Source organism: Streptomyces gottesmaniae (genome assembly GCF_031845845.1).
GTDB lineage: Bacteria > Actinomycetota > Actinomycetes > Streptomycetales > Streptomycetaceae > Streptomyces > Streptomyces akebiae.
Genome location: NZ_JAVRFJ010000011.1, coordinates 98356 through 119420 on the forward strand (window position 1 = coordinate 98356; position 21065 = coordinate 119420).

Here is a 21065-nt window from a genome sequence, read left to right on the forward strand (position 1 = left end):
GAGGTGACGGTCAGAAGTGGGGAGCCGGCGATACGCCGGCTCCCCCTTCTGCTGTCCTGCTCCGCTGTCGTGGCGATCGACGCGTCGGGTTGTCGCCCGGTGCCTCGTCGGGGCGGGGATCAGGGCTCTCGCGTGCCGCCCATGACGCGGGCGAACGTCGCCGGGTCCTCGTCGAAGCCGGTGATGCCGGGGTGGAAGGTCCATTCGCCGGTGGCGTCGCGGACGAACTCGGCGACGGTCGCGGCCGTCGATCCGCGGACACCGCCGAAGTCGTCCTCCGCCAGGACGGTGTAGTCCTCACGGATGCGCAGGGCGGGCTTCGTGACGTCGGCGAAGGTCTTCGGGCCCGATCCCTGCTGTATGGCGACACCGATCACGACCCGGCCGTACCGGCTGTCGAGACGGTTCAGCTCGACCGTCATGACCTCGTCCCAGCCGAAGCCCTGCCCGGTCTTGCTGTCGCGGTTGAGGGTGATGGTGCCGTCGGGTGAGCGGCTGTCGAAGTGCACCACATAGGCGGGGCTGCCGCTCGGATCGGTCGCCGGGTAGGTGGCCGCGACGATGTCGAGATCCGTCGGCGGCTGTCCGGCCGGACTCGGGTCCCACTTCAGCGACACCTCGACCTTGCGGATGCCCTTGTTGAGGCCGTTCAACAGAACTCCCTCCCCGTTCTTCTGTGCGTGCGGGCCGAACTGCCTGGCGGTCCAGGCCAGTTGTCCATCCTCGCATGCGGACCGGGGCGCTCGCCCGGGTGCAACCGGCCGGAGAGTGACCGTCGCCACGTTCCGTGGCCTTACCATGGCGCGGTGCTGGTCAAGTGGATTCGCTGCACCGTGGTGGACCGCCGCGGTTTCGAGCGGGGGCAGCGAAAGTGGGCGGGGCTACTGGGGGAGCCGGGATTCCGTGGACAGGGCGGGGGTTGGAGCCGGGGGCGGGCCGGTGTGGCGCACATCTTCTCCTTCTGGGAGAGCCGTGCCTTCTACGACTCCTTCATGGCGCGCTCCCACGACCGGCTCGCCGCATCGCAGTCGGGCACCTTCAAGGATCTGCAGGCCAAGCTCTTCGACCACCGGTTCGACGTGAAGACCGGTTTCGAGCCGCGCTTCACGGACGCCGATCTGGTGCGGGTGGCGCACTGCCGTGTGCACGAGGAGCGGGCCGAGCACTTCGCGCTGATGCAGGAGAAGGTCTGGAACCCCGCGATGGCGGGCTCGCCGGGCATGGTGCGGGGCCTGTTCGGTGAGGCGCCCGCCCACGAGTTCATGATCCTCTCCATGTGGCAGTCGGCCGCCGAGCACGGCAAGTACCGGGTCGAACGTATCGAACGCCTCGCCCTGAGGGCCCAGATCGAGGCCGACGTCGCCGCCATGACGGGCGACATCGTCGAGCTGGAGCCGAGCTGGACGGTCTGACCGCCACTTCGGTGAGTTTGAATCTCAAACCTTGGTGGTGGGTGTGCGGGACTTGTGTGATCTACGCCGTATGGCACCCGGACGAGTGCTCGTTCCGTCCCCGTCCCCTTTAGGGTCTTGGCATGGCACGACCACGGCGCATCATCCTTGTCCGACACGGCGAGTCAACGGGCAATGTTGATGACACCGTGTACGAGCGCGAGCCCGACCACGCACTCGCCCTCACCGATCTCGGCTGGCGGCAGGCGGAGGAGACCGGCAAACGCATCCGCGACGTCCTCGGCCGCGAGCGGGTCAGCGTCTATGTCTCCCCTTACCGGCGGACGCACGAGACGTTCCAGGCGTTTCACCTGAACCCCGAGCAGGTGCGCGTGCGCGAGGAGCCGCGGCTGCGCGAGCAGGACTGGGGCAACTGGCAGGACCCGGACGAGGTCCGCCTGCAGAAGGCCTACCGGGACGCGTACGGTCACTTCTTCTACCGCTTCGCCCAGGGTGAGTCCGGTGCCGATGTCTACGACCGGGTCGGCGGCTTCCTGGAGAGTCTCTTCCGCAGTTTCGAGGATCCGGACCACCCGCCGAACGTGCTGCTGGTCACCCACGGGCTCGCCATGCGTCTGTTCTGCATGCGCTGGTTCCACTGGACGGTCGCCGAGTTCGAGTCGCTGTCGAACCCCGGGAACGCGGAGATGCGGATGCTCGTACTCGGGGAGGACGGCAAGTACACGCTCGACCGGCCGTTCGACCGCTGGCGGGACCCGGAGTCGTACGGGGCCACCAGTTAGAGTGGCAGGGCGATGACCGCTGACTCCTCCTCTCATGGCCCCCTCGGACGGGCCCTTTCCAGCCTGCGCGGACTCGCGGTGGGTGACGCGCTGGGCTCGCAGTACTTCGTGCCCGTGAACTACCCGCTGCTCAAGCGCCGCGAGACCCCGCCCGGTCCCTGGCAGTGGACCGACGACACCGAGATGGCCTGCTCCGTCGTGGCCGTCCTCGCGGCCCACCACCGGATCGACCAGGACGCACTCGCCCGAGCCTTCGCGGAGCACCACGACTTCGACCGGGGCTACGGGCCCGCGGTCAATCGCCTGCTGCGTCTGGTGCGTGAAGGTGGCGACTGGCGTGAGCTGGCCTCAGCGCTCTTCAACGGCCAGGGATCGTGGGGCAACGGCGCGGCCATGCGGATCGCCCCACTGGGCGCGTGGTACGCGGACGACCCCGAGCAGGCCACCCACCAGGCGGAGATCTCGGCCTACCCCACGCACCAGCACCGTGAGGCCGTCGTCGGTGCCATGGCGGTCGCCGCTGCCGCCGCCTTCGCGGCCGATCCCGCCGGCCCGCCGAGCGCCGGAGCGTTGCTCGACGGGGTCATCGCCCTCGTCCCGAAGAGCGCCGTGGGCGCGGGCCTGCGACGCGCCCGGGACATGCTCGACTACGCCGACGCGGACACCGTCGCGGCCGTACTGGGCTGCGGACGGCGTACGACGGCGCACGACACAGTGCCGTTCGCGCTCTGGTCGGCGGCGCGCGCCCTCGGTGATTACGAGCGGGGTTTCTGGACGACGGCTCAAGTGGGCGGTGACGTCGACACCACCTGCGCCATCGTGGGCGGAGTGGTCGCCGCCGGTAGGGCCGGGGCGCCTCCCGAAGCGTGGACGCGACAGACCGAGGCGTTCCCGGAGTGGCTCCAGGTGGCATGACCGACCGGGGCCCGGCGAAACATCCGGCGGAGGGGGAGTGCTTCCCCAGCCTCGCCGGCCCCAAGCGTCCCGAGTGTCACAGGAGTGCCACAGTGCGCCCCTCGGCCGGCCGTGCGGGTTCAGCCGCGGCATACCCTGTCCGCCAAGCCGCGTGTTGATCATGACCAGTCGCGGCGACGAGGTACCGGTAACGAGCCTTCTGCCGCGGCCGCGCGCTGCGTACGGTGGGTGGCGAGGGCCGGTCCGGGGGAGGGGGACCCATGCCCGAGACACCGTCAGCTCCGGCCGCGCCGGAACCCGAAGGCCCGTCGCCGAGGGCCCGTGCGGTGACCGAGAAGGGCCTATCCGGGCCGACGCCACCTGCCGGCGCCACGCCGGAGGGCAAGGCGGGCAGTCCCGCATCCATACCGGTCGGACCGCCGCCCTCGATGCCCGGACTGATCGATTTCAGCCCTGGCGATCCCGCGCCGATCCGTACCGCGACGCTGTGGGCTGCCCTGGCCACCGGCCTGCTCAGCATGGTGCTGCTGGGCGAGGGGCTCGCGGTCAATCTGGTCTTCGTCGCCGTGCCCGCCACACTCGCCGTGTACTTCGCGGGCCGTCGGGCGGGCCGGCGTCCCCGCCCGTGGGCCCTCGTCTGGGGCGTCGGCGGGCTGGCGCTGCTCGCCGTGCCCGCGCTGCGTGCCGCCGAGTGGCCCTCGTTCCTCGCCGTGGTCACCGCGTTCGCGGCAGGTTCACTCGCCCTGCACGGCGGCCGCACCTGGCCGGCCGTTCTGCTCGGACCCGTCGGCGTCCTCACCTCACTCGTCACGGGGCCGGCCTGGGCCTGGCAGGGCCTGCGCGAGCGGATGGGAGGCAACCGCAGCCGCCTGGCGCCCCTGCTGAGGGCGCTGGTCGTGGCCGCGGTCCTCCTCTTCGTCTTCGGCGCGTTGTTCGCCGGGGCGGACGCGGCCTTCGCCGATCTGCTCGGCGCTCTGGTGCCCGACGTCTCCGTGTCCGACGGCCCGTGGAGGTTCCTGCTGCTCGCGCTGGGCCTTTTCGGAACCCTCGCGGCGGCCCGTACGGCGGCCGCGCCCGCCCGTTGGGACCGCCTCCAGGTGCCGGCGGGCCGCGCCCGCGGCCGCGTCGAGTGGGCGCTGCCGCTGGTCGGCCTCGTCGGGCTCTTCGCCGTCTTCAACGCCGTTCAGCTCGCCGTGCTCTTCGGCGGCTACGACGCGGTGCTGAAGGAGACCGGCCAGACCTACGCCCAGTACGCGCGCCAGGGCTTCTGGCAACTGCTCATGGCCACGTTGCTCACCCTGGCGGTCATCGTGATCGCCCTGCGCTGGGCCCCACGCACCCGATCGAGTGACAGGACGCTCGTGCGTGGGGTGCTGGGAACGCTCTGCGCGCTGGCGCTCGTCGTCGTGGCATCCGCGGTGCGACGTATGGACATGTACGTGGAGGCCTATGGACTCACGCGACTGAGGATCTCGGTGCTGACCATGGAGCTCTGGCTCGGCCTGGTCATCGTGCTCATCATGGCCGCCGGTGTGTGGGGTGCCCGATGGCTGCCGCGCGCCGTCGCGGCCAGTGCGGTCGCCGTGGTGCTGGCGTTCGGGCTGGTGTCGCCCGACGGGCTGATCGCCGAGCGCAACGTCCAGCGGTACGAGACCACGAGCCGCTTCGACCTCCCCTACGCGAGGGGGCTGTCCGTCGACGCCGTGCCCGCCCTGGACCGGTTGGAGGAGCCGCTGCGGTCGTGCGTGCTGTGGGACATCAAGGAGGACCTGGACGAGCGCGGCCACATTCCCTGGTACGCGACGAGCTGGGGCGAGGCCGAGGCCAGGCGCATCCTGGACGAGCGTCCGCCGGTGGCCGACGCGAGCGGCGAACCGGCATGTGGTGAGCTGGGACCGGAGTTCTACCGCTGACAGTCGTCGGCCCGCACCCGGCCGGACCACGCCCAGGCCCTTGGTCGCCTGGGCCTGGTCCGGCCGGTGTGCGGTCGCTTCCGTGACCGTCCCGTCAACCTCCGGCGGTGGGTCCGGCCGTGCCGGAGAGGGCTTCCAGGTCGCTCTTGCGGACCCTGATCACCAGGAGGGCGGTGGCCAGGGCGAGTACGGCCATCGCGACAGCCGGTATGAAAGCCGTCGAGATGCCCTGAGCGAGCACTTCGTGGCTCCAGGGGGCCGGCAGCTGCTGTGTCTTGGCGAACTCGGCCTTCTGCGCTTCCGTGGCCTGCGCCATGAAGAGCTGGACCTGCTTCTCCCCCTCGTCACGACTGGCCGTACCGAAGACGGTCGTGAGGATGGACAGGCCGAGCGAGCCGCCCACCTGCTGCGTGACGTTGAGCAGGCCGGACGCCGCGCCCGCCTCGTGCGGGGCGACCCCCGAGACGGCGGTCAGGGTGAGGGTCACGAAGTTCAGGCCCATGCCGAAGCCGAACATCACCATCGGGCCGAGCACGCCACCGACGTAGGAACTGTCGGGGCTGATGAAGGTCTGCCAGGTCAGGCCGAGCACCACGAGGGTGGAGCCGGCCACCATGAACGGCTTGGGGCCGAGCACCGGCAGGAAACGTTGGGAAAGACCGGCACCGGTGACGATCGCGACGGTCACCGGGAGGAAGGCCAGACCGGCCTCGATCGGGGTGTACCGCAGCACGTTCTGCACGAACAGCACGATGAAGAAGAACATCCCGAACATCGCCGCCGCGAGGCTCAGCATGATCACGTACGTGCCCGAGCGATTGCGGTCGGTGAACATGCGCAGCGGGGTGATGGGCTCCTTGGCGCGCTTCTCGATGAGGCCGAACACCAGCAGCAGGACCACCGCGGCCGTGAAGGAACCGATCGTCAGCCCATCGCGCCAGCCGTCCTCCGCCGCGCGGATGAACCCGTAGACCAGCGAGGCCATACCGGCGGTCGAGGTGAGCGCGCCCGCGATGTCGAACCGCCCAGGGTGCCGCTCGGACTCGCTGATGTACATCGGAGTGAGGACGGCGATCAGCACACCGATGGGCACGTTGACGAACAGCACCCACCTCCAGTCGAGCCACTCGGTGAGCATGCCGCCCGCGAGCAGGCCGATGGCGCCGCCACCGGCGGAGACGGCGGCGAAGACACCGAACGCCCGGTTGCGCTCGGGACCTTCGGGGAACGTCGTCGTGATGAGCGCCAACGAGGTCGGCGACGCGATCGCCCCGCCGACGCCCTGAAGGGCGCGTGCCGCGAGCAGCTGCCAGGGTTCCTGGGCGAACCCGCCGAGCAGCGAGGCGAACGTGAAGACGATGATTCCGGTCATGAACACTCGGCGGCGGCCAAGGATGTCACCGGCCCGGCCGCCCAGGAGGAGCAGACCGCCGAAGGTCAGCGTGTAGGCGCTGACGACCCATGTCAGGTCGGTGGTACTGAACTTGAGCGCGTCTTGAATGTGCGGGAGCGCGATGTTCACAATCGTCGCATCGAGTACCACCATGAGTTGGCAGGCCGCGATGACGGTGAGTGCGATGCCGGGGCGCCCCTCCCGGCGGGCGGCTCCCGGCTTCTGATCCTGAATCAACGGAGAGGTTGTCACTATGGGTCCCCCACAACTGCTTTAGTGAACGCTCGCGTTCACTGACGCGCCCACGGTAGTGAGTCCCCCTTAGTGAACGCAAGCGTTCACCGAAGTCGCCGCCGTGGCGTGCGTCGTTCGTCCGCTTCCGCTTTCGGCATCCCCGCCCCCTGGCTCAACGGAGAAACACAGATGGTCACTTCGCGCTGGACGGCCGCTCCTGCCCCGACGGCCTCCCCGCGTCGGCGCGGCGCCGTGCTCGAGCGCGCGATCCTCGATGCCGCGCTGGAGCAGCTCAGCACGGTCGGCTGGAGCGGCCTCACCATGGAGGGGGTCGCCGCGGGCGCCCAGACGGGCAAGGCGGCGGTCTATCGCCGCTGGCCCTCCAAGGAGGACCTCGTCGCCGACGCCCTGCAGGCCGGGCTGCCGCGTTTCGAGGAGGCGCCCGACCTCGGGAGCGTGCGCGAGGATCTGCTGGCGCTGTGCCGTCAGGCGCGTGAGGCGATGTTCTCCCGCCCTGGGTTCGCTCTGCGGTCGGTGATTCACGAATGCGACACCACCCAGGCCGAGCGCTTCCATGGCGTGATCATCGAGGGTGTCGTGGAGCCGACGGTCAAGCAGCTGCGTGAGGTCGTCGAGCGTGGAATTCGGCGGGGTGAGGTGCGGCCCGACGCGGCCAACAGCTATGTGTTCGACGCGATTCCGGCCATGATGATGTACCGCTCGAAGATGTGCGGCAGTGAATGGAACGAGCGGGACATCGAGGAGATGATCGACCGGTTGATGGTTCCGCTGCTCTCTCGGTGAGGTGCCCCGGCGGGGTCGGCTGGTGCGGTGAGGTTGCCCCTGGAAACCTGGGTGTCGCGCGGGGACGCGGGCGGCGTAGGCTAAGGGCGCCATGCCGTACGAACCACCTACTCACACCGTCGAGCGCTCACTGCGCGCCACGACCGGAGCCAAGGTCATCGCCGGTGTCGACGAGGTGGGGCGCGGAGCGTGGGCCGGCCCCGTCACCGTCTGCGCGGCGGTCACCGGACTGCGCCGACCGCCCGAGGGCCTCACCGACTCCAAGCTCCTGACGATCAAGCGACGCGAGTCGCTCTCCGAGGAGCTGCTGAAGTGGGTGACGTCCCACGCCCTCGGTCACGCCTCTCCGGAGGAGATCGACGACCTGGGCATGACGGCCGCCCTGCGGCTGGCCGCGGTGCGCGCCCTGGAGGCGCTTCCGGTGCGGCCCGACGCGGTCATCCTCGACGGCAAACACGACTACCTGGGGTCACCCTGGCGCGTCCGTACGGTGATCAAGGGCGATCAGTCCTGTGTCGCCGTCGCGGCCGCCTCGGTGATCGCCAAGGTTCAGCGCGACAAAATGATGGCCGAACTGGGTGTCGACCATGCAGACTTCGGTTTCGCGGCCAACGCCGGGTATCCGTCGCCTGTCCACAAGGCCGCGCTGGCGGAGCGGGGCCCCACCCCGTACCACCGGTTGTCGTGGGCGTATCTTGATGCGCTGCCCCAGTGGCGGCACCTCAAGAAGGCCCGCAACTGGGCGGACGGAAGCGTTCCGGAGATCGAGGGGCAGCTCGGCTTCGATTTCTGACGGATTCGTTCGCACTCATGTGCCACCCGCCGACGCGAGTCGCACCGACGTTTGATAAACATCAGCTCATGCCTCTCATTCCCGAGGAGCCTCAGATTCACGAGAGTGCCCAGGGCCCGCGTGCCACTCCGGCCAGCGGCCGGGTCGCGCCGACCCCCCGTCCCGTACCCGGTCCCCGTCCCGCGGCTCCGCCGCGTCCCGGTCGTCCGGGTCCTGCCCGGCCGGTGCCGGCCCAGCGCGCGGCTCACGCCGCGGCCAAGCCCGGGCCGTCCGCTCCTGCCGCAACTCCGCAGATCCAGCTGATCCCGGCCTCGGCCGAGGGTGCGCTGGACGCCGCCGAGGAAGCCGTCGACCTGCTGTTGGATTCGGGCCGTGCCCCCGGTGACGTGCTGGTGATCACCACCGGCGAGTCGCATCCGTGGGCCGACCACGAGCTCTCCTTCGGCGAGGCCGCCTACTGGGCGCAGCACGACGCGGGCGACGACGTCTTCTACGCCGATGCGTCGGCCACCGACCGGGCCGCGCCGCGTCCCGTCGTCGTGGTCGCCGTCAACGGCGGAACCGACGCCGTCACCGCCCAGGCGCTGCCCAAGGCCCTCGGCCGGGCCCGGGCCCTGCTGATCGTGTGCGGCGACCCGCAGACGATCAACTCGGTGCTGGGCGCCGGGGTCTGAGCCACCGCGGACCCGGCCCCGGTCGGCCCGCGAGGGCCCGCCGGGGAGCCGTGCGTGCCCGGGGACGACCTGGGCGGCACTGCGGCCACACCCCGTGACGGGGCGCTTCGGCGTGCCTGCGGGGTGTTTCGGCACGTCCGGAGCGCGTCGTGGGGTGGTCGTGGGTGTTTCCCGCGCTGACACCGCTCAGCTTGCCGGTGCGGTGCGGTGCGGTGCGGTGCGGTGCGGTGCGGTGCCGTGAACGTGCCTCGCCGCAGGTGCGGCGCAGGCGGGAGATGCCGGAACATCGCCCTGCTTGCCTCGCCGTGCTCCGTGCGTTTGCCGCACCCCCGCGGGCTCTGCGCGGGTGGGTGCGGCAAACGCCGTCGTGCGGGCGGGCGCCCGAGCGAAGCGGAGTGGCCGCGGCTCAGCGCGCAGCGACCCGGCGCATGACCTCCGACGCGACGCCGCCGGTGCGTGGCATGGGCGGCGGCGCGACGGCCGTGGCGAACGGCTCGGCCGGTGAGTCCGCGTGGGGACGACGGCCGCCTCGCCCCTCGCCGAGGACCTGCCAGCCGTCACGTGTCAGCGTGATGTACGCCCCGCAGCGCAGCCCGTGCAGTGTGCAGGCGTCCCGCAGCCCCCACATCCACGCCCCGTCCTCCTCCGTCCAACGTGCGTCGCCGTCACGGCAGTAGAGCAGCACGGCCGTACGCACCGGGGTGCGCCGGCGCAGGTCGTGCGGAATCACCCGGCGCAGCTGGGCGAGGAGAGCGTTGCGGAACATCCACCCGTCGGCCGGGGCCGGACGTCGGACGAACGAGGCGCTCGCCGTCAACCGTTCGTCCGGATCCAGGACGGCCACGACCGCCGTCGCGGGCCGGGGCTGATGTCGCGCGTGCAGCCCGTTGACGACCTCCCGGGGATTGCGCAGCAGCGGAATCCCGGCGGCGGCCCATTCCGCGGGCTCGAGCAACCGGTTGGCGGAAGTGGCGGACAGGTCGGCAGAGGTCGACACGGAGGCCGCCGAGGACGGAGCGAATCCGAAGGTCACGATCCTCCCTTCGGCTACGCGCCCACAAGCGGGCGGGGGTCGGACTTGGGGGAGCGCACGCCGCAGCAGAAGCCCTACCGATTGACGAGTGGGCCGTGCGGGGAGCGGACTCCAATTCTTCCTGGCGAACTTGGTTGCGGCAACGAGCAATTGGGGCCACTGACAGTTTTGTGGTGATCCACCGCTTATATCCCTGCGCATGGGACGCGTCCGTAACGCCCAAGCGGGACGGGGCTCACGCCTGGTTGACGACCGGTCACCCCCGGACGGCGAGAACGAGCGGCAGCACCCCCTGTGCGCCCGCGCGCCGGAGCACGCGCGCGGCGACCGCGAGCGTCCAGCCGGTCTCCGTGGCGTCGTCGACCAGCAATACCGGCCCGGCTGCCTCCATGAGAGCGGCGGCCAGTTCGGGTGGCACGGTCAGTGCCCCGTCGAGTGCCTTCAGGCGTTGTGCGCTGTTGCTACGGGTGACCCGGGAGACCGCGCCGGTGTACGCCAGCGAGCCCAGCAGCGGCAGACGACCGATCTCGGCGATCCGCGCACCGAGGGAACCGATCAACTGCGGCCGGGTACGGGATGGCATCGTGACGACACCCACCGGACGGGGCTGCGCGTCGGCCTGCCCGGAGGCCCAGCCGCCGGGACCCTTCGCCCAGTCGGCCAGGACGGCTACCACCGCCTTCGCCACGTCGTCCGGAACCGGCCCGTCCGGTGCTTGCGGCGCGAGCATCGGCCGCAGTCGGTTACCCCAGCCGATGTCCGACAGCCGTCCCAACGCCCGTCCCAGGGCCGCCTGTTCACCGGCCGGAATACGTCCCTTCAGGTTGACCCCGACCGCCGGCAGCCCGGTCGGCCACATCTTGCGGGGCTCCACCTCGACCCCCGCCCGCCCCAGCTCGCCGCGCGCCGCGTCCAGCGCCGCCGCGGAGACGGAGTCCGCGAACCTGGGCTTCGCACAGGTGTCGCAACGTCCGCACGGCGCGGCCTCCTCGTCGTCCAGCTGCCGTCGCAGGAACTCCATCCGGCAGTCCCGCGTCGTCACGTAGTCGCGCATGGCCTGCTGCTCGGCCGCGCGCTGCTTGGCGACCCAGGCGTAGCGCTCGGTGTCGTACGTCCAGGGGACGCCGGTGGAGACCCAACCGCCCTGGACCCGGCGGACCGCACCGTCCACGTCGAGGACCTTCAGCATCGTCTCCAACCGGGAGCGGCGCAGTTCCACCAGCGGTTCGAGGGCGGGCAGGGACATCGGTCGCTCCGCGTGTGCCAGGACGTCCAGGGTCCGGCGCACCTGCTCCTCCGGAGGGAACGCGACCGAGGCGAAGTACTCCCAGATCGCCTGGTCCTCCTTGCCGGGCAGCAGCAGCACCTCCGCGTGCTCGACACCGCGACCCGCGCGGCCCACCTGTTGGTAGTAGGCGATGGGGGAGGAGGGTGAGCCCAGGTGCACCACGAACCCCAGGTCGGGCTTGTCGAAGCCCATCCCCAGGGCGGAGGTGGCGACCAGGGCCTTGACCCGGTTGGCGAGGAGGTCCTCCTCGGCCTGCTGCCGGTCGGCGTTCTCCGTCTTCCCGGTGTACGACGTCACGGTGTGCCCGCACTGGCGGAGGAACGCGGTGACTTCCTCGGCGGCGGCCACGGTGAGCGTGTAGATGATCCCCGAGCCCGGCAACTCGTCCAGGTGGTCGGCGAGCCACGCCATCCGGTGGGCCGAATCCGGCAGTTCGAGGACGCCGAGGCTCAGGCTCTCGCGGTCCAGGGGCCCTCGCAGGACGAGGGCGTCCGTGCCGCCGCCGGTGCCCAGTTGCTCCGCCACGTCGGCCGTCACGCGCGCGTTGGCCGTCGCGGTCGTGGCGAGCACCGGGACACCCGACGGCAGATCGGCCAGCATGGTGCGCAGTCGGCGGTAGTCGGGGCGGAAGTCATGGCCCCAGTCCGAGATGCAGTGCGCCTCGTCGACCACGAGCAGCCCGGTCGCGGCCGCCAGCTCGGGCAGGACCTGGTCACGGAAATCGGGGTTGTTGAGCCGCTCCGGACTGACCAGGAGCACGTCGACCGTGCCCGCGGTGACCTCCTGGCGGATGGAGTCCCACTCCTCCGTGTTCGATGAGTTGATGGTCCGCGCGTGAATGCCGGCGCGGGCGGCCGCCTCCACCTGGTTGCGCATGAGGGCGAGGAGCGGGGAGACGATGACGGTGGGTCCCGCGCCCCGCTCGCGCAGCAGCGCGGTCGCGACGAAGTACACCGCGGACTTGCCCCAGCCCGTGCGCTGCACCACCAGGGCTCTGCGCTGTTCCGCGACCAGCGCCTCGATGGCGTGCCACTGGTCCTCGCGCAGTCGCGCGGCACCCGTCGGCGCGCCCACGAGGCGGGCGAGCACGGCGTCGGCGGCCGTACGCAGGTCTTGGCGGTCCGTGGGGGGCAGGTCTTCGTCGCTCATGGCCCCATGCAACCCGATGCCTCGGACATCGCGCGAACGGGAGGAGCGAACTGTGGACAGCTTCTGACGTGATCATGGTCGGACTTATCCACAGGGCAAAGCGGAATCTCAAGATCCGCGAGATGGTCGCCGCATGACGAATCACAGCGAAGCGGCCGGAACCTCCGGCAACAGCGACATCGGCGGGCAGAGCGGCCACGGGCGCGCGGGCGAGCCGTCCGCCTACCTCGGGCACGGCGCGACCACCGGACCTCCCGACGGCCAGCAGGTCACCCTCCGCACCCCGGCAGAACTCGCCGACGCCCTGCCCTACCTGCTCGGATATCGCCCCGAGGACAGCATCGTCCTCGTCGCACTGCACGACCGGGACGCCCGAGGAAGGTTCGGCGGACGCGCACGACTGGGCATCCCGGCCCAGACGGACGACTGGCCGGCCGTGGCCCAACAACTGGCCCGCGGGCTGGTGACCGGAAGTGAGCGTCGAGGTGCCAGGCCGGAGAGCATGGTCGCCTTCCTCTGCCAGGACCCGGCGAGCGGTGAGTCGCCGCGCGAGGTCATGGAACGCCTGCGGCCCCTCGCCCAACTGCTGCGCAGGGCCTGCGGCACCCTGGACGTGCCGGTGGTCGAGGCCCTGTGCATCTCCGGAAATCGCTTCTGGTCCTACTGCTGTCCCGGCAACGGATGCTGTTCCGCCGACGGGCAGCCGATGGGGCTACCGGGCACCTCCGTGCTGGCCGCCGCCGCGACCTACGCCGGCCTTCAGGTGCGCGGCACCCTGAAAGAGATGAGGGCCAGGCTGTTGCCCTGGGAGACCGCTGCCGCGCTGCAGCAGGAGGCCGCCCTCGACGCCGCGCAGTCCGCGCTCGTCCCACGCATTCTGCACGCGGAGAGTCGTGCGGACGTGGCCGAGGAGACCCTCGCCGTGGCACAGCGCGCCATCGAGCGACTGGCCGCCGCTCCGTCCGTGTCCGGCACGCTGGACGCGGACCTCCACGACGACGAACTCGTCGGACACGGGGACGCGGCCACGCTGATCCTCGGACTCCAGGACCGCGCCACCCGCGACCGCGCCGCCGAATGGATGGAAGGCGACGAAGCCGGCCCGGCCCTCCGTCTCTGGCGCGCCCTCGCCCGTCGCTGCGTCGGTCCCTACGGCGAGCATGCGGCGGCCCCGCTCACGCTCGCGGGCTGGGTCGCCTGGTCCTCGGGAGACGAACTGGAGGCCCGTGAGGCCTTGGCCATGGCCCTCGCCGCAGACCCCGACTACCTCTTCGCCCGCCTCCTGCACCAGGCCTGCAACGAAGGCCTCGACCCCGAGTCCATTCGCCGCTGCCTGCGGGCCGAGCGCAAGGGACGCGGCCTGGCATCGCCCCCTGCCGATGCCGATGCCGATGCCGATGCCGGAGCCGATGGCGAGGAGAGCCGTCCCGACCAGCCTCCGGCCATGCAGTCGACCTCGGCTGAGCCCTGCGTCGCGACCGGCCCCCGCCGCCGACGCAGGTCACACCCGGACAGGAACGCCGACACCCGCCCCGTCCGGCGAGCACCCGGCGCCGCTCACGCCCGCCGGTCGCGCTCCGCTGACGGCAGCGCACCCGCCGGCCGACGACCGGGGAGCACGGTCGACGGCGCACGCGGTCGGGCGCGGGCCCGCCGCGGTGGCGGTGGGCGGCCCACCGAGGGGGAGACGTGAGCGCGCCGGTCCGGCACGGGGCGTGGAGGGTGGTGCTGTTATGGATCGGGGCGTGCCTGAGCGCGCTGTTCCCCCTCAAAGCCGCCCCAGGCACCTCGCCGAACCTCTGGTCGCTCGGCTTCCCGGGGCAGGGGCGTGACCCGGAGCGGAGCCGCTCCGTTCACCTGAGTGGCGGTACCCGTGGCCTGGCCTCGCCACCGTCGCACCCCGTCCCTCTCCGGCTCCCCACCTGGTGCCGAGCGCACCCCACGCGCGCCGAAGACAGAAGAAGCCACCCCATGCCCCTGCCCTCCATGTCCGATGCCGACAAAGTTCCGTCCTTGCTCAGCCCTGTCCCGCCCTCCGCCCGGGCCCGCGAGGAGGGAAGCGGCGCTCCACCCACGGACGTCCGCGGTCCGGTGCCCCGCGTCACGGGCTCACGCCCAGCGGTCCGCAGCAGCCCGGTGTCCGCAGTGCCCGGCACGGGTGGCCCGCCTGGGCTGCCCCGCACGGCCACCGGAAGCTCTTTGCCCCCGCAGCCGTCGTCCACTGTTCCCCGCCGCCCAGCGGAGCTGCCACCGGCCCACACGACGCTGATCTGTGTCGCCCTGCCGGGCCTTGCGATCTCTTCCGAGCAGGGCCAACTGAACGGCCGGGGACTGGAGGGCTTCTACCGTGCCGGACGGCGCATGCTCTCCCGCTGCCAGGTGAGGGTGGCCGGACGGGAACCGCTCGCCGTGCAGGCGCGGATGGTCTCGGCCGACCGAGCCCGCTTCATGGCGACGCTTCGCATGTCCGCCGAGGCCGGGCCGGACCCGGACGTCATGGTCGAGCGCACACGGTATGCCGACGGTACCGAGCGGATCACCCTGCACAGCACGGCCCGCCGCCCACTGCGCCTCCCCCTAGAGGTGTCCCTGGGAACGGATCTCGCGGAGCTGGGCGCCGTCGCCTCCGGCAGCGCCGGCCCGGAACTGCCGGCGAGTGTGCACGACTCCGGCCTTCGGTGGTCCAGTGCGCATGGGCACTCCACAGTGACGGCGCATCCGCCGCCCACCGACGCCCTGGCCTCCGCGGGGCTGCTGCGCTGGGAGTTGGAGCTGCCGCCCGGCGGTGCCCGGAGCGTGGAGCTGCGGGTACGACCGGACGGCGCGGGCCCCATCAGGCCAGTGGGCCGGGGGGCCACGAGCCCCCTCTCCCAGGCCGGGGCGGCGGGCGACGACCCGACGGTGCAGCCCTTCCTGCACACCTGCCTCGAGGACCTCGAAGCCCTGTTGCTGCGTGACCCGAGGAATCCGTCCGACACCCATCTCGCGGCGGGCGCGCCCTGGCGCTGCGGCATGGCCCCGGCCGACGCACTGGTCGCGGCCCGGATGACCCTGCCCCTCGGCACCCGCCTCGCCGCAGGCACCCTGCGCACCCTCGCCCGCACCCAACTCGTGGGCCGGGAAGCACAGTCCGGCATGATCCCGGGCCCGCGGCGGGACGTGGGCCCGCATCTGCCGCCGGTCTGCACCGGCACCGAAGCCACCCTGCTGTTCCCCGTTCTGCTCGCGGAGGCCAGGAGATGGGGACTGCCCGAGCAGGAGACCGAGGAACTGCTGCCCGCGGCTGAGCGGTGCCTGCGGTGGCTTCTGGGCACTGTCGGCAGCGGTGTCTATCTGCCCGACCCGCGCCCAGGAGGTCCGCAGCGTTGCGAGACCCAGGCGCACGCCCACCGGGCCGCGCTGCTGGGCGCGGACCTCCTCGACGCGTACGGCCGACCGAGCGGGGACGAGCTACGGGACTGGGCGAGAGAACTGCGGGCCCGGTTCGCGATGGACTTCTGGGTCGAGGACCGGGGCGGTGGCCGGCCCGCGGCCGCCCGTACCCCGGACGGGCGGGTCCTGCCGCATCTGGGAGCCGGTACCGCACACCTCTTGGACACCGGGCTGCTCGGAGCCGGGGAGCAGGCCCCGGGGCTTCTCGACAAGGTGCGGACCGAACAGCTGGCGCGGCTGCTCGGAGGGCCGGCCATGGACTCGGGGTGGGGATTGCGGAGCCTGGGCGCGAAGGAAGCCGGATACAACCCCTTCGGCCATCGCAGCGGCGCCGTGCGTGTGCAGGAGACGGCGATCGCGGTCGCGGGGCTGGCGGCAGCCGGGTACGAGAAGGAGGCAGGCGCGTTGCTGCGGGGAGTGCTGGCGGCGGCGGAGAGTTTCGACCGTCGGCTGCCCGAGATGTACGCGGGTGAGCAGCGGACGGCGGGGAGTGCCCCGCTGCCCCACCCCGCGTCCTGCAGACCGGCCGCGACGGCGGCGGCCGCGGGGGTGCTGCTGCTCACCACCCTCGTCGGAATCCGTCCCGACGCCCCCGCCCGGACGGTGACCCTGCGGCCGGTGCGCGGCGCGCCGCTGGGAGAGATCGGTATGACGGGACTGCGCGTCGCGGGCGCTCCGTTCGCCGTACGTGTCAGCAGGCTGGGGCTCGCGATGGTCGAGGAGGCGGCCGACGGGTTGCAGCTGGGAGTGTGACCCCCGTGACGTGCGAGGGAACGGCAGGCGGTGCTTGGCGCGCGGGGTCGGCGGCCGTGCCGTGGGTCCGGTGTCGAGCAGAAGTGGATCAAGTGGGGAAGCGGCCACGAAGGGAGTGTTTATCGTCAGGCAGACGACTATGATCGCGGCATGCCCTACGACCCGTCGGACTATCCGCCCTTCGCCGTGACCGTGGATCTGGTCGTGCTGACCGTCCGTCGCCATGCGCTCTGCGCACTGACGGTACGACGGGGCGAACAGCCGTTCCAGGGGCGCTGGGCGTTGCCCGGTGGCTTCGTCCGGCCGGACGAAGATCTGTCGCAGGCGGCGGCGAGGGAGCTGGCGGAGGAGACCGGGCTCACCGCCCATGAACCGTCCGAGCCCGCGCAGGACAACGGCGCGCACCTGGAGCAGTTGGCGACCTACGGTGACCCGAAGCGCGACCCGAGGATGAGGGTCGTCAGCGTCGCCCATCTTGCTCTCGCCCCGGACCTGCCCGCGCCCCGGCCGGGCGGAGACGCCCACAGTGCGCGCTGGGCACCCGTCGAGGAGTTGCTGGCGCAGGGTGGTTATGGGCGTGACGGCGAGCCGGTGGCGCCGTTGGCCTTCGATCACGCGCAGATCCTCGCGGACGGGGTGGAGCGTGCCCGTTCCAAGATCGAGTACTCCTCCCTGGCCACGGCCTTCTGTCCGCCGGAGTTCACGGTCGGCGAGCTGCGGCGTGTCTACGAGGCTGTGTGGGGGGTGGCCCTCGATCCACGCAACTTCCATCGCAAGGTGACGGGTACGCCGGGCTTCCTGGTGCCCACCGGTGGCACCACCACGCGGCAGGGTGGCCGTCCCGCCCAGCTCTTCCGCGCCGGCGGCGCCACCCTCCTCAACCCGCCGATGCTGCGCCCGGAGGTCTGATCACGGCGCGGCTGGAGCCCGCTCCGCCACGTTCGGCTGTCTTGGCCGTGCGGTGAGCCTCAAGGTGCCCGAAAAAACGGACATACCGCGCTATCTTGCCTAGGGTGATCCAGGCCATCGGATTGACCAGCAATCCTCGCAAGGAGTTTCCGCCCGCCGTCGACGATGTGTCCTTCGAGGCGCACTCCGGCCGCGTCACCGCACTCCTCGGGGCCCCCGGAGCGGGTAAGTCGACAGCGCTGAAACTCATGCTCGAACTGCAACCGGGCCGTGGCGTCGCCTACTTCAGGGGGCGCCCCCTGCACCGCATCGCCCACCCCTCGCGCGAGGTCGGCGTGCTTCTCGGTGATGTGCCCGGCCACCCGGCCCGCACCGTCCGAGGTCATCTGCGCATGCTGTGCGCGGCCGCGGGGCTGCCCACGCGGCGGGCCGACGAAGTCCTGGAGGTCGTGGGCCTGGTCAGCCTGTGCGATGCGCGGCTGGGCACGCTCTCGCGGGGCATGGACCGCCGCCTCGGTCTGGCCTGTGCGCTGCTGTCCGACCCGCACACCCTCGTGCTGGACGAGCCGGCCCACGGTCTGGCCGTTCGTGAAGGCCGGTGGCTGCACGGGATCATGCGGGCGCACGCCGATCAGGGCGGCACGGTCCTGTTCACCACCGGCGACCCCAAGGAGGCGGCGCGGACCGCCGACCGGGTCCTCACCCTCGAACAGGGCAGGCTCGTCGCCGACCAGGAGGTCGGCGACTTCTCCCGGACCCGGCTCCGGCCCAGGGTCGTCGTCCGTACCCCGTACGCCGCCCGGCTCGAGGCGCTGCTCACCAAGGAGGCCCGGACCGCACGGCGTTCCCTGGAGATCGTGCCGGAGGGAGGCAATCGGCTGTCGGTGTACGGCAGTACGTGTGCGGAGATCGGTGAGGTCGCGTTCCGGCACGGCATCCTCGTGCACCAACTGGCGGACGAGATCGGCGACATGGGGCCCGTGTCGCAGATGCCGCCGGTGGCGGTGGAGAACGATCGGGAGTGTGCCGAGGGCGCGCCCGACTCCCTCCAGGAGGCCCAGGGGCCGCTTGAGGCGCACCGCACGGCCGCCGAGGAGCGTCGGGGGAGCGCGTTCGTGACTGTGACCGAGCCGCGAAGCTCGGCGTCGGCCCATGGTGCAGCAGGGAGCGACGCCGAGCCCCGAACCGCCCTCGCGACCGATGCCGCCCTCGCGGTGCCGCCCCAGGACCGCCCGTCCGAAGCGGGTCCCCTGCCGCCTTCGCCGGCACTGCCGACGCTCCCGCCACCCATCACCGTACGGTCGGCGCCGAGCCCGTTGCGTCCGTTGCGGTACGAGTTGCGGCGGGCGGGCGGCGTCGGCACCGCGTATGTCACCGCTGCGGCCGTGCTCGTCACGTCCGCCCTCATGGCGGTGGTCCTGGCCAGGATCGGGCACACCTCGCAGCCGCGACTGCTGGCCGCGTGGCCGCGGGAGCTGCCGTTGCCGCCCGCCGCCATCGGCGCGGGGCTGCTCGGGGCCTTCGCCTTCGGCGACGAGTTCCGCCACCCCGCGCTGGCCGCCGACCGTGGCACCGTGCCTCGTCGGCTGGGACTGCTCGTCGCGAAGCTCCTCGTCGCGGCGGCCACCGCGCTGCTCCTGGCGGTCCTCGCCGTGGGCTGCGACCTCGAAGTGCTGTACCTCGTCTACGGGCCGGAACTCATCTCCGTCCCGGCCGACTGGCTGCCGCTCGGGGCGAGTTGGGTAGGGCTCGTCGTGGGGTGCGCCTGGGCTGGGGTGCTCGCGGCGGGGGTCTTCCGGTCCACGTCAGCGGGGCTCGCCGCCGTGGTCGCCGTGCCCCTCCTCGTCGTACCCCTGGTGCAGAAGGTGCTGGAGGGATCGTCCGTGCGCAGTGCGATCGGGTTTCCGATGCGGCTGCGCGAGCTCTTGCTGGTGCAGTGGCCGTTCGGGGGAGAGCGCTATCTGGAAGCGGTGGCGCGGGCGATCATCCAACCCGTGGGCGGGGCGCTGCTGTTGTCGCTGACCGCGCTGCTGGGGGCCTACCTGCTCACGAACCTGCGCGGTCGGGTCCGTGGGTGATCGTCGTCATCCTTTCGTGCTCACCGTCCGTGCGCTTCCGCCGACGCAATGCGCACAACTCCTCGTAGAACGCCCATTTCTTTCCGATAAGGCGTCAATTGCGACGGGGTGAGCGATCACCCTTTCGTGTGCTTTTCACCAAAGACCTCAAGGGAGTTGAGAACGCAGCCGACAAAGGATGCGTGAGTACCCTTGCGCACACCATGATGACCGCCGCCCGCTCCGCCGACTCCGGCCTCGCAGGACCGGGCGAACTCGACCGCTACCCCTTCGCCGAGCACCCCGGTGTCGACCGCGTAGGCCTCCCCGCCTGGGACGGCGCGGAGCCCGAGCTGGGGCGCGTGGGCCGACGCGCCGCCGGGAGCCGCGGACGCGGACTGCACGGCCAACTCGTCCAGCAGCTCGGCCAGATGATCGTTTCCGGGGACCTGGGCGCGGATCGCCCGCTCGTGCCCGAGGAGATCGGCCAGCGGTTCGAGGTCTCCCGCACCGTCGTCCGCGAATCCCTGCGCGTCCTGGAGGCCAAGGGCCTGGTCAGCGCCCGGCCGAACGTCGGCACGCGCGTCCGGCCCGTCAGCGACTGGAACCTGCTCGACCCGGACATCATCGAGTGGCGGGCCTTCGGTCCGCAGCGTGACGACCAGCGGCGCGAGCTCAATGAACTGCGCTGGACGATCGAGCCGCTCGCCGCCCGCCTCGCCGCCGGACACGGCCGTGACGACGTCCAGCAGCGTCTCGGCGACATGGTCGAGCTCATGGGCCACGCCATGGCCCAGGGCGACCCGCTGACCTTCTCGCGGGCGGACGCCGAGTTCCACTCGCTGCTCATCCAGCTCGCGGGCAACCGCATGCTGGAGCACCTCTCCGGAATCGTCTCCGCGGCCCTCCAGGTCTCCGGCGGACCTGTCACCGGCTGTGACCGGCCGACCGAGTCGGCGCTGGGTCATCACGCCCGGATCGTCGACGCCCTCGCCGCGGGCGACGGAGGGGCGGCCGAGGCGGCCATGCGGCAACTGCTCACCGTCCACCCCGAGGTGGAACGTGTGGTGCCCGCGCCGCGCGAGCACTGAGGGCGCTCGGAGCGGGACAAGGGCGGTGCGGCCGGGGTGCGGGCCCTTCCGTGGCGTCGCTCGACCGGCGGATCCGTGCCGCCGGGCCCCATCGGATCCTCCTGGGATTCGGCGGGGTCCGGCGGCACGACGCCGGAGTGAAGGAGTGACCCTCGCGCCGAGACGCCGCGGCTCGTCCCGGCCGGTTCGGTGGGCCCGCCGGGAGGGGTTGTCCCGGCGGGCGCGGGTACGCGGAGGGGACCCTGCATCCCACCGAGGGCGGTGATCCATATCGAGGAGTTCATTCGGGAATCGTTCGGGTACTCGTCCGAACGGAAGCAGTTGTGGCCTTGGTCGATCACCTCTGGCAGTATCTGACCGTTTTTGAGCGCTTACGGGGTGTGACTCGGGCCACGCAGATTGGGCGTAACGCTCGTGGGAGCAGCGCGATGAC

Annotated in this window: 16 protein-coding genes; 12 read left to right on the forward strand and 4 right to left on the reverse strand. The window is 71.6% G+C overall.

Annotated features, from left to right (window positions below; genetic code table 11):
- Positions 1–119 precede the first annotated feature (119 nt).
- Positions 120–653 (reverse strand): TerD family protein, encoded by a 534-nt coding sequence (locus tag RM704_RS14730; RefSeq protein WP_033525145.1) that lies wholly within the window; start codon positions 651–653, stop codon positions 120–122.
- A gap of 153 nt (positions 654–806) precedes the next feature.
- On the opposite strand from RM704_RS14730, the gene RM704_RS14735 reads away from it, so the two are divergent.
- The 4 genes from RM704_RS14735 to RM704_RS14750 all read left to right on the forward strand — a co-directional run bounded on the left by RM704_RS14735 (position 807) and on the right by RM704_RS14750 (position 5022).
- Complete coding sequence (locus tag RM704_RS14735) at positions 807–1412, forward strand: YdbC family protein (protein WP_033525146.1); 606 nt, start codon at positions 807–809, stop codon at positions 1410–1412.
- 122 nt (positions 1413–1534) lie between these two features.
- Positions 1535–2194 carry a histidine phosphatase family protein gene (locus tag RM704_RS14740; protein ID WP_078936923.1) on the forward strand — a complete coding sequence of 220 codons (660 nt, stop codon included), beginning with the start codon at positions 1535–1537 and terminating at the stop codon, positions 2192–2194.
- 12 nt (positions 2195–2206) lie between these two features.
- On the forward strand, positions 2207–3109 hold the full coding sequence (locus RM704_RS14745) for an ADP-ribosylglycohydrolase family protein (protein WP_033525148.1): 903 nt from the start codon (positions 2207–2209) through the stop codon (positions 3107–3109).
- Positions 3110–3537: 428 nt separating this feature from the next.
- On the forward strand, positions 3538–5022 hold the full coding sequence (locus tag RM704_RS14750) for a DUF4153 domain-containing protein (RefSeq protein WP_192829558.1): 1485 nt from the start codon (positions 3538–3540) through the stop codon (positions 5020–5022).
- A 94-nt stretch (positions 5023–5116) separates the two neighbouring features.
- Here the strand turns inward: RM704_RS14750 and RM704_RS14755 are convergent, their stop codons facing one another.
- Positions 5117–6667, reverse strand: a complete 1551-nt coding sequence (locus tag RM704_RS14755) for an MFS transporter (RefSeq protein ID WP_033525149.1) — start codon at positions 6665–6667, stop codon at positions 5117–5119.
- Positions 6668–6838: 171 nt separating this feature from the next.
- Between RM704_RS14755 and RM704_RS14760 the strand changes: the two genes are divergently transcribed.
- From RM704_RS14760 to RM704_RS14770, 3 genes are all read left to right on the forward strand, one after another.
- Positions 6839–7453 carry a TetR/AcrR family transcriptional regulator gene (locus RM704_RS14760; protein WP_033525150.1) on the forward strand — a complete coding sequence of 205 codons (615 nt, stop codon included), beginning with the start codon at positions 6839–6841 and terminating at the stop codon, positions 7451–7453.
- 91 nt (positions 7454–7544) lie between these two features.
- Positions 7545–8246: a ribonuclease HII gene (rnhB, locus tag RM704_RS14765; RefSeq protein ID WP_033525151.1), complete on the forward strand. Its 702-nt coding sequence runs from the start codon at positions 7545–7547 to the stop codon at positions 8244–8246.
- Positions 8247–8314: 68 nt separating this feature from the next.
- The gene (locus RM704_RS14770; protein WP_078936924.1) at positions 8315–8920 is read left to right on the forward strand and encodes a hypothetical protein; all 606 of its coding nucleotides are present in this window, start codon (positions 8315–8317) and stop codon (positions 8918–8920) included.
- Positions 8921–9326: 406 nt separating this feature from the next.
- Here RM704_RS14770 and RM704_RS14775 read toward each other — a convergent pair whose 3' ends face one another.
- Entirely contained in the window at positions 9327–9953 is a 627-nt protein-coding gene (locus RM704_RS14775) for a hypothetical protein (RefSeq protein ID WP_033525153.1), read from the reverse strand.
- Positions 9954–10209: 256 nt separating this feature from the next.
- Positions 10210–12390, reverse strand: coding sequence for a RecQ family ATP-dependent DNA helicase (locus RM704_RS14780; protein WP_052145807.1), 2181 nt, complete (start codon positions 12388–12390; stop codon positions 10210–10212).
- Positions 12391–12523: 133 nt separating this feature from the next.
- On the opposite strand from RM704_RS14780, the gene RM704_RS14785 reads away from it, so the two are divergent.
- The 5 genes from RM704_RS14785 to RM704_RS14805 all read left to right on the forward strand — a co-directional run bounded on the left by RM704_RS14785 (position 12524) and on the right by RM704_RS14805 (position 20632).
- Positions 12524–14083 (forward strand): DUF4192 domain-containing protein, encoded by a 1560-nt coding sequence (locus RM704_RS14785; RefSeq protein ID WP_033525154.1) that lies wholly within the window; start codon positions 12524–12526, stop codon positions 14081–14083.
- 551 nt (positions 14084–14634) lie between these two features.
- Complete coding sequence (locus RM704_RS14790; RefSeq protein ID WP_033525268.1) at positions 14635–16575, forward strand: glycogen debranching N-terminal domain-containing protein; 1941 nt, start codon at positions 14635–14637, stop codon at positions 16573–16575.
- 150 nt (positions 16576–16725) lie between these two features.
- Positions 16726–17484, forward strand: a complete 759-nt coding sequence (locus RM704_RS14795) for an NUDIX hydrolase (protein WP_033525155.1) — start codon at positions 16726–16728, stop codon at positions 17482–17484.
- Between the two features lie 104 nt (positions 17485–17588).
- A complete protein-coding gene (locus RM704_RS14800) occupies positions 17589–19562 on the forward strand; it encodes an ABC transporter ATP-binding protein (protein WP_033525156.1) in 1974 nt (657 codons plus the stop codon).
- 182 nt (positions 19563–19744) lie between these two features.
- The gene (locus RM704_RS14805; RefSeq protein ID WP_078936925.1) at positions 19745–20632 is read left to right on the forward strand and encodes a FadR/GntR family transcriptional regulator; all 888 of its coding nucleotides are present in this window, start codon (positions 19745–19747) and stop codon (positions 20630–20632) included.
- Positions 20633–21065: the final 433 nt, after the last annotated feature.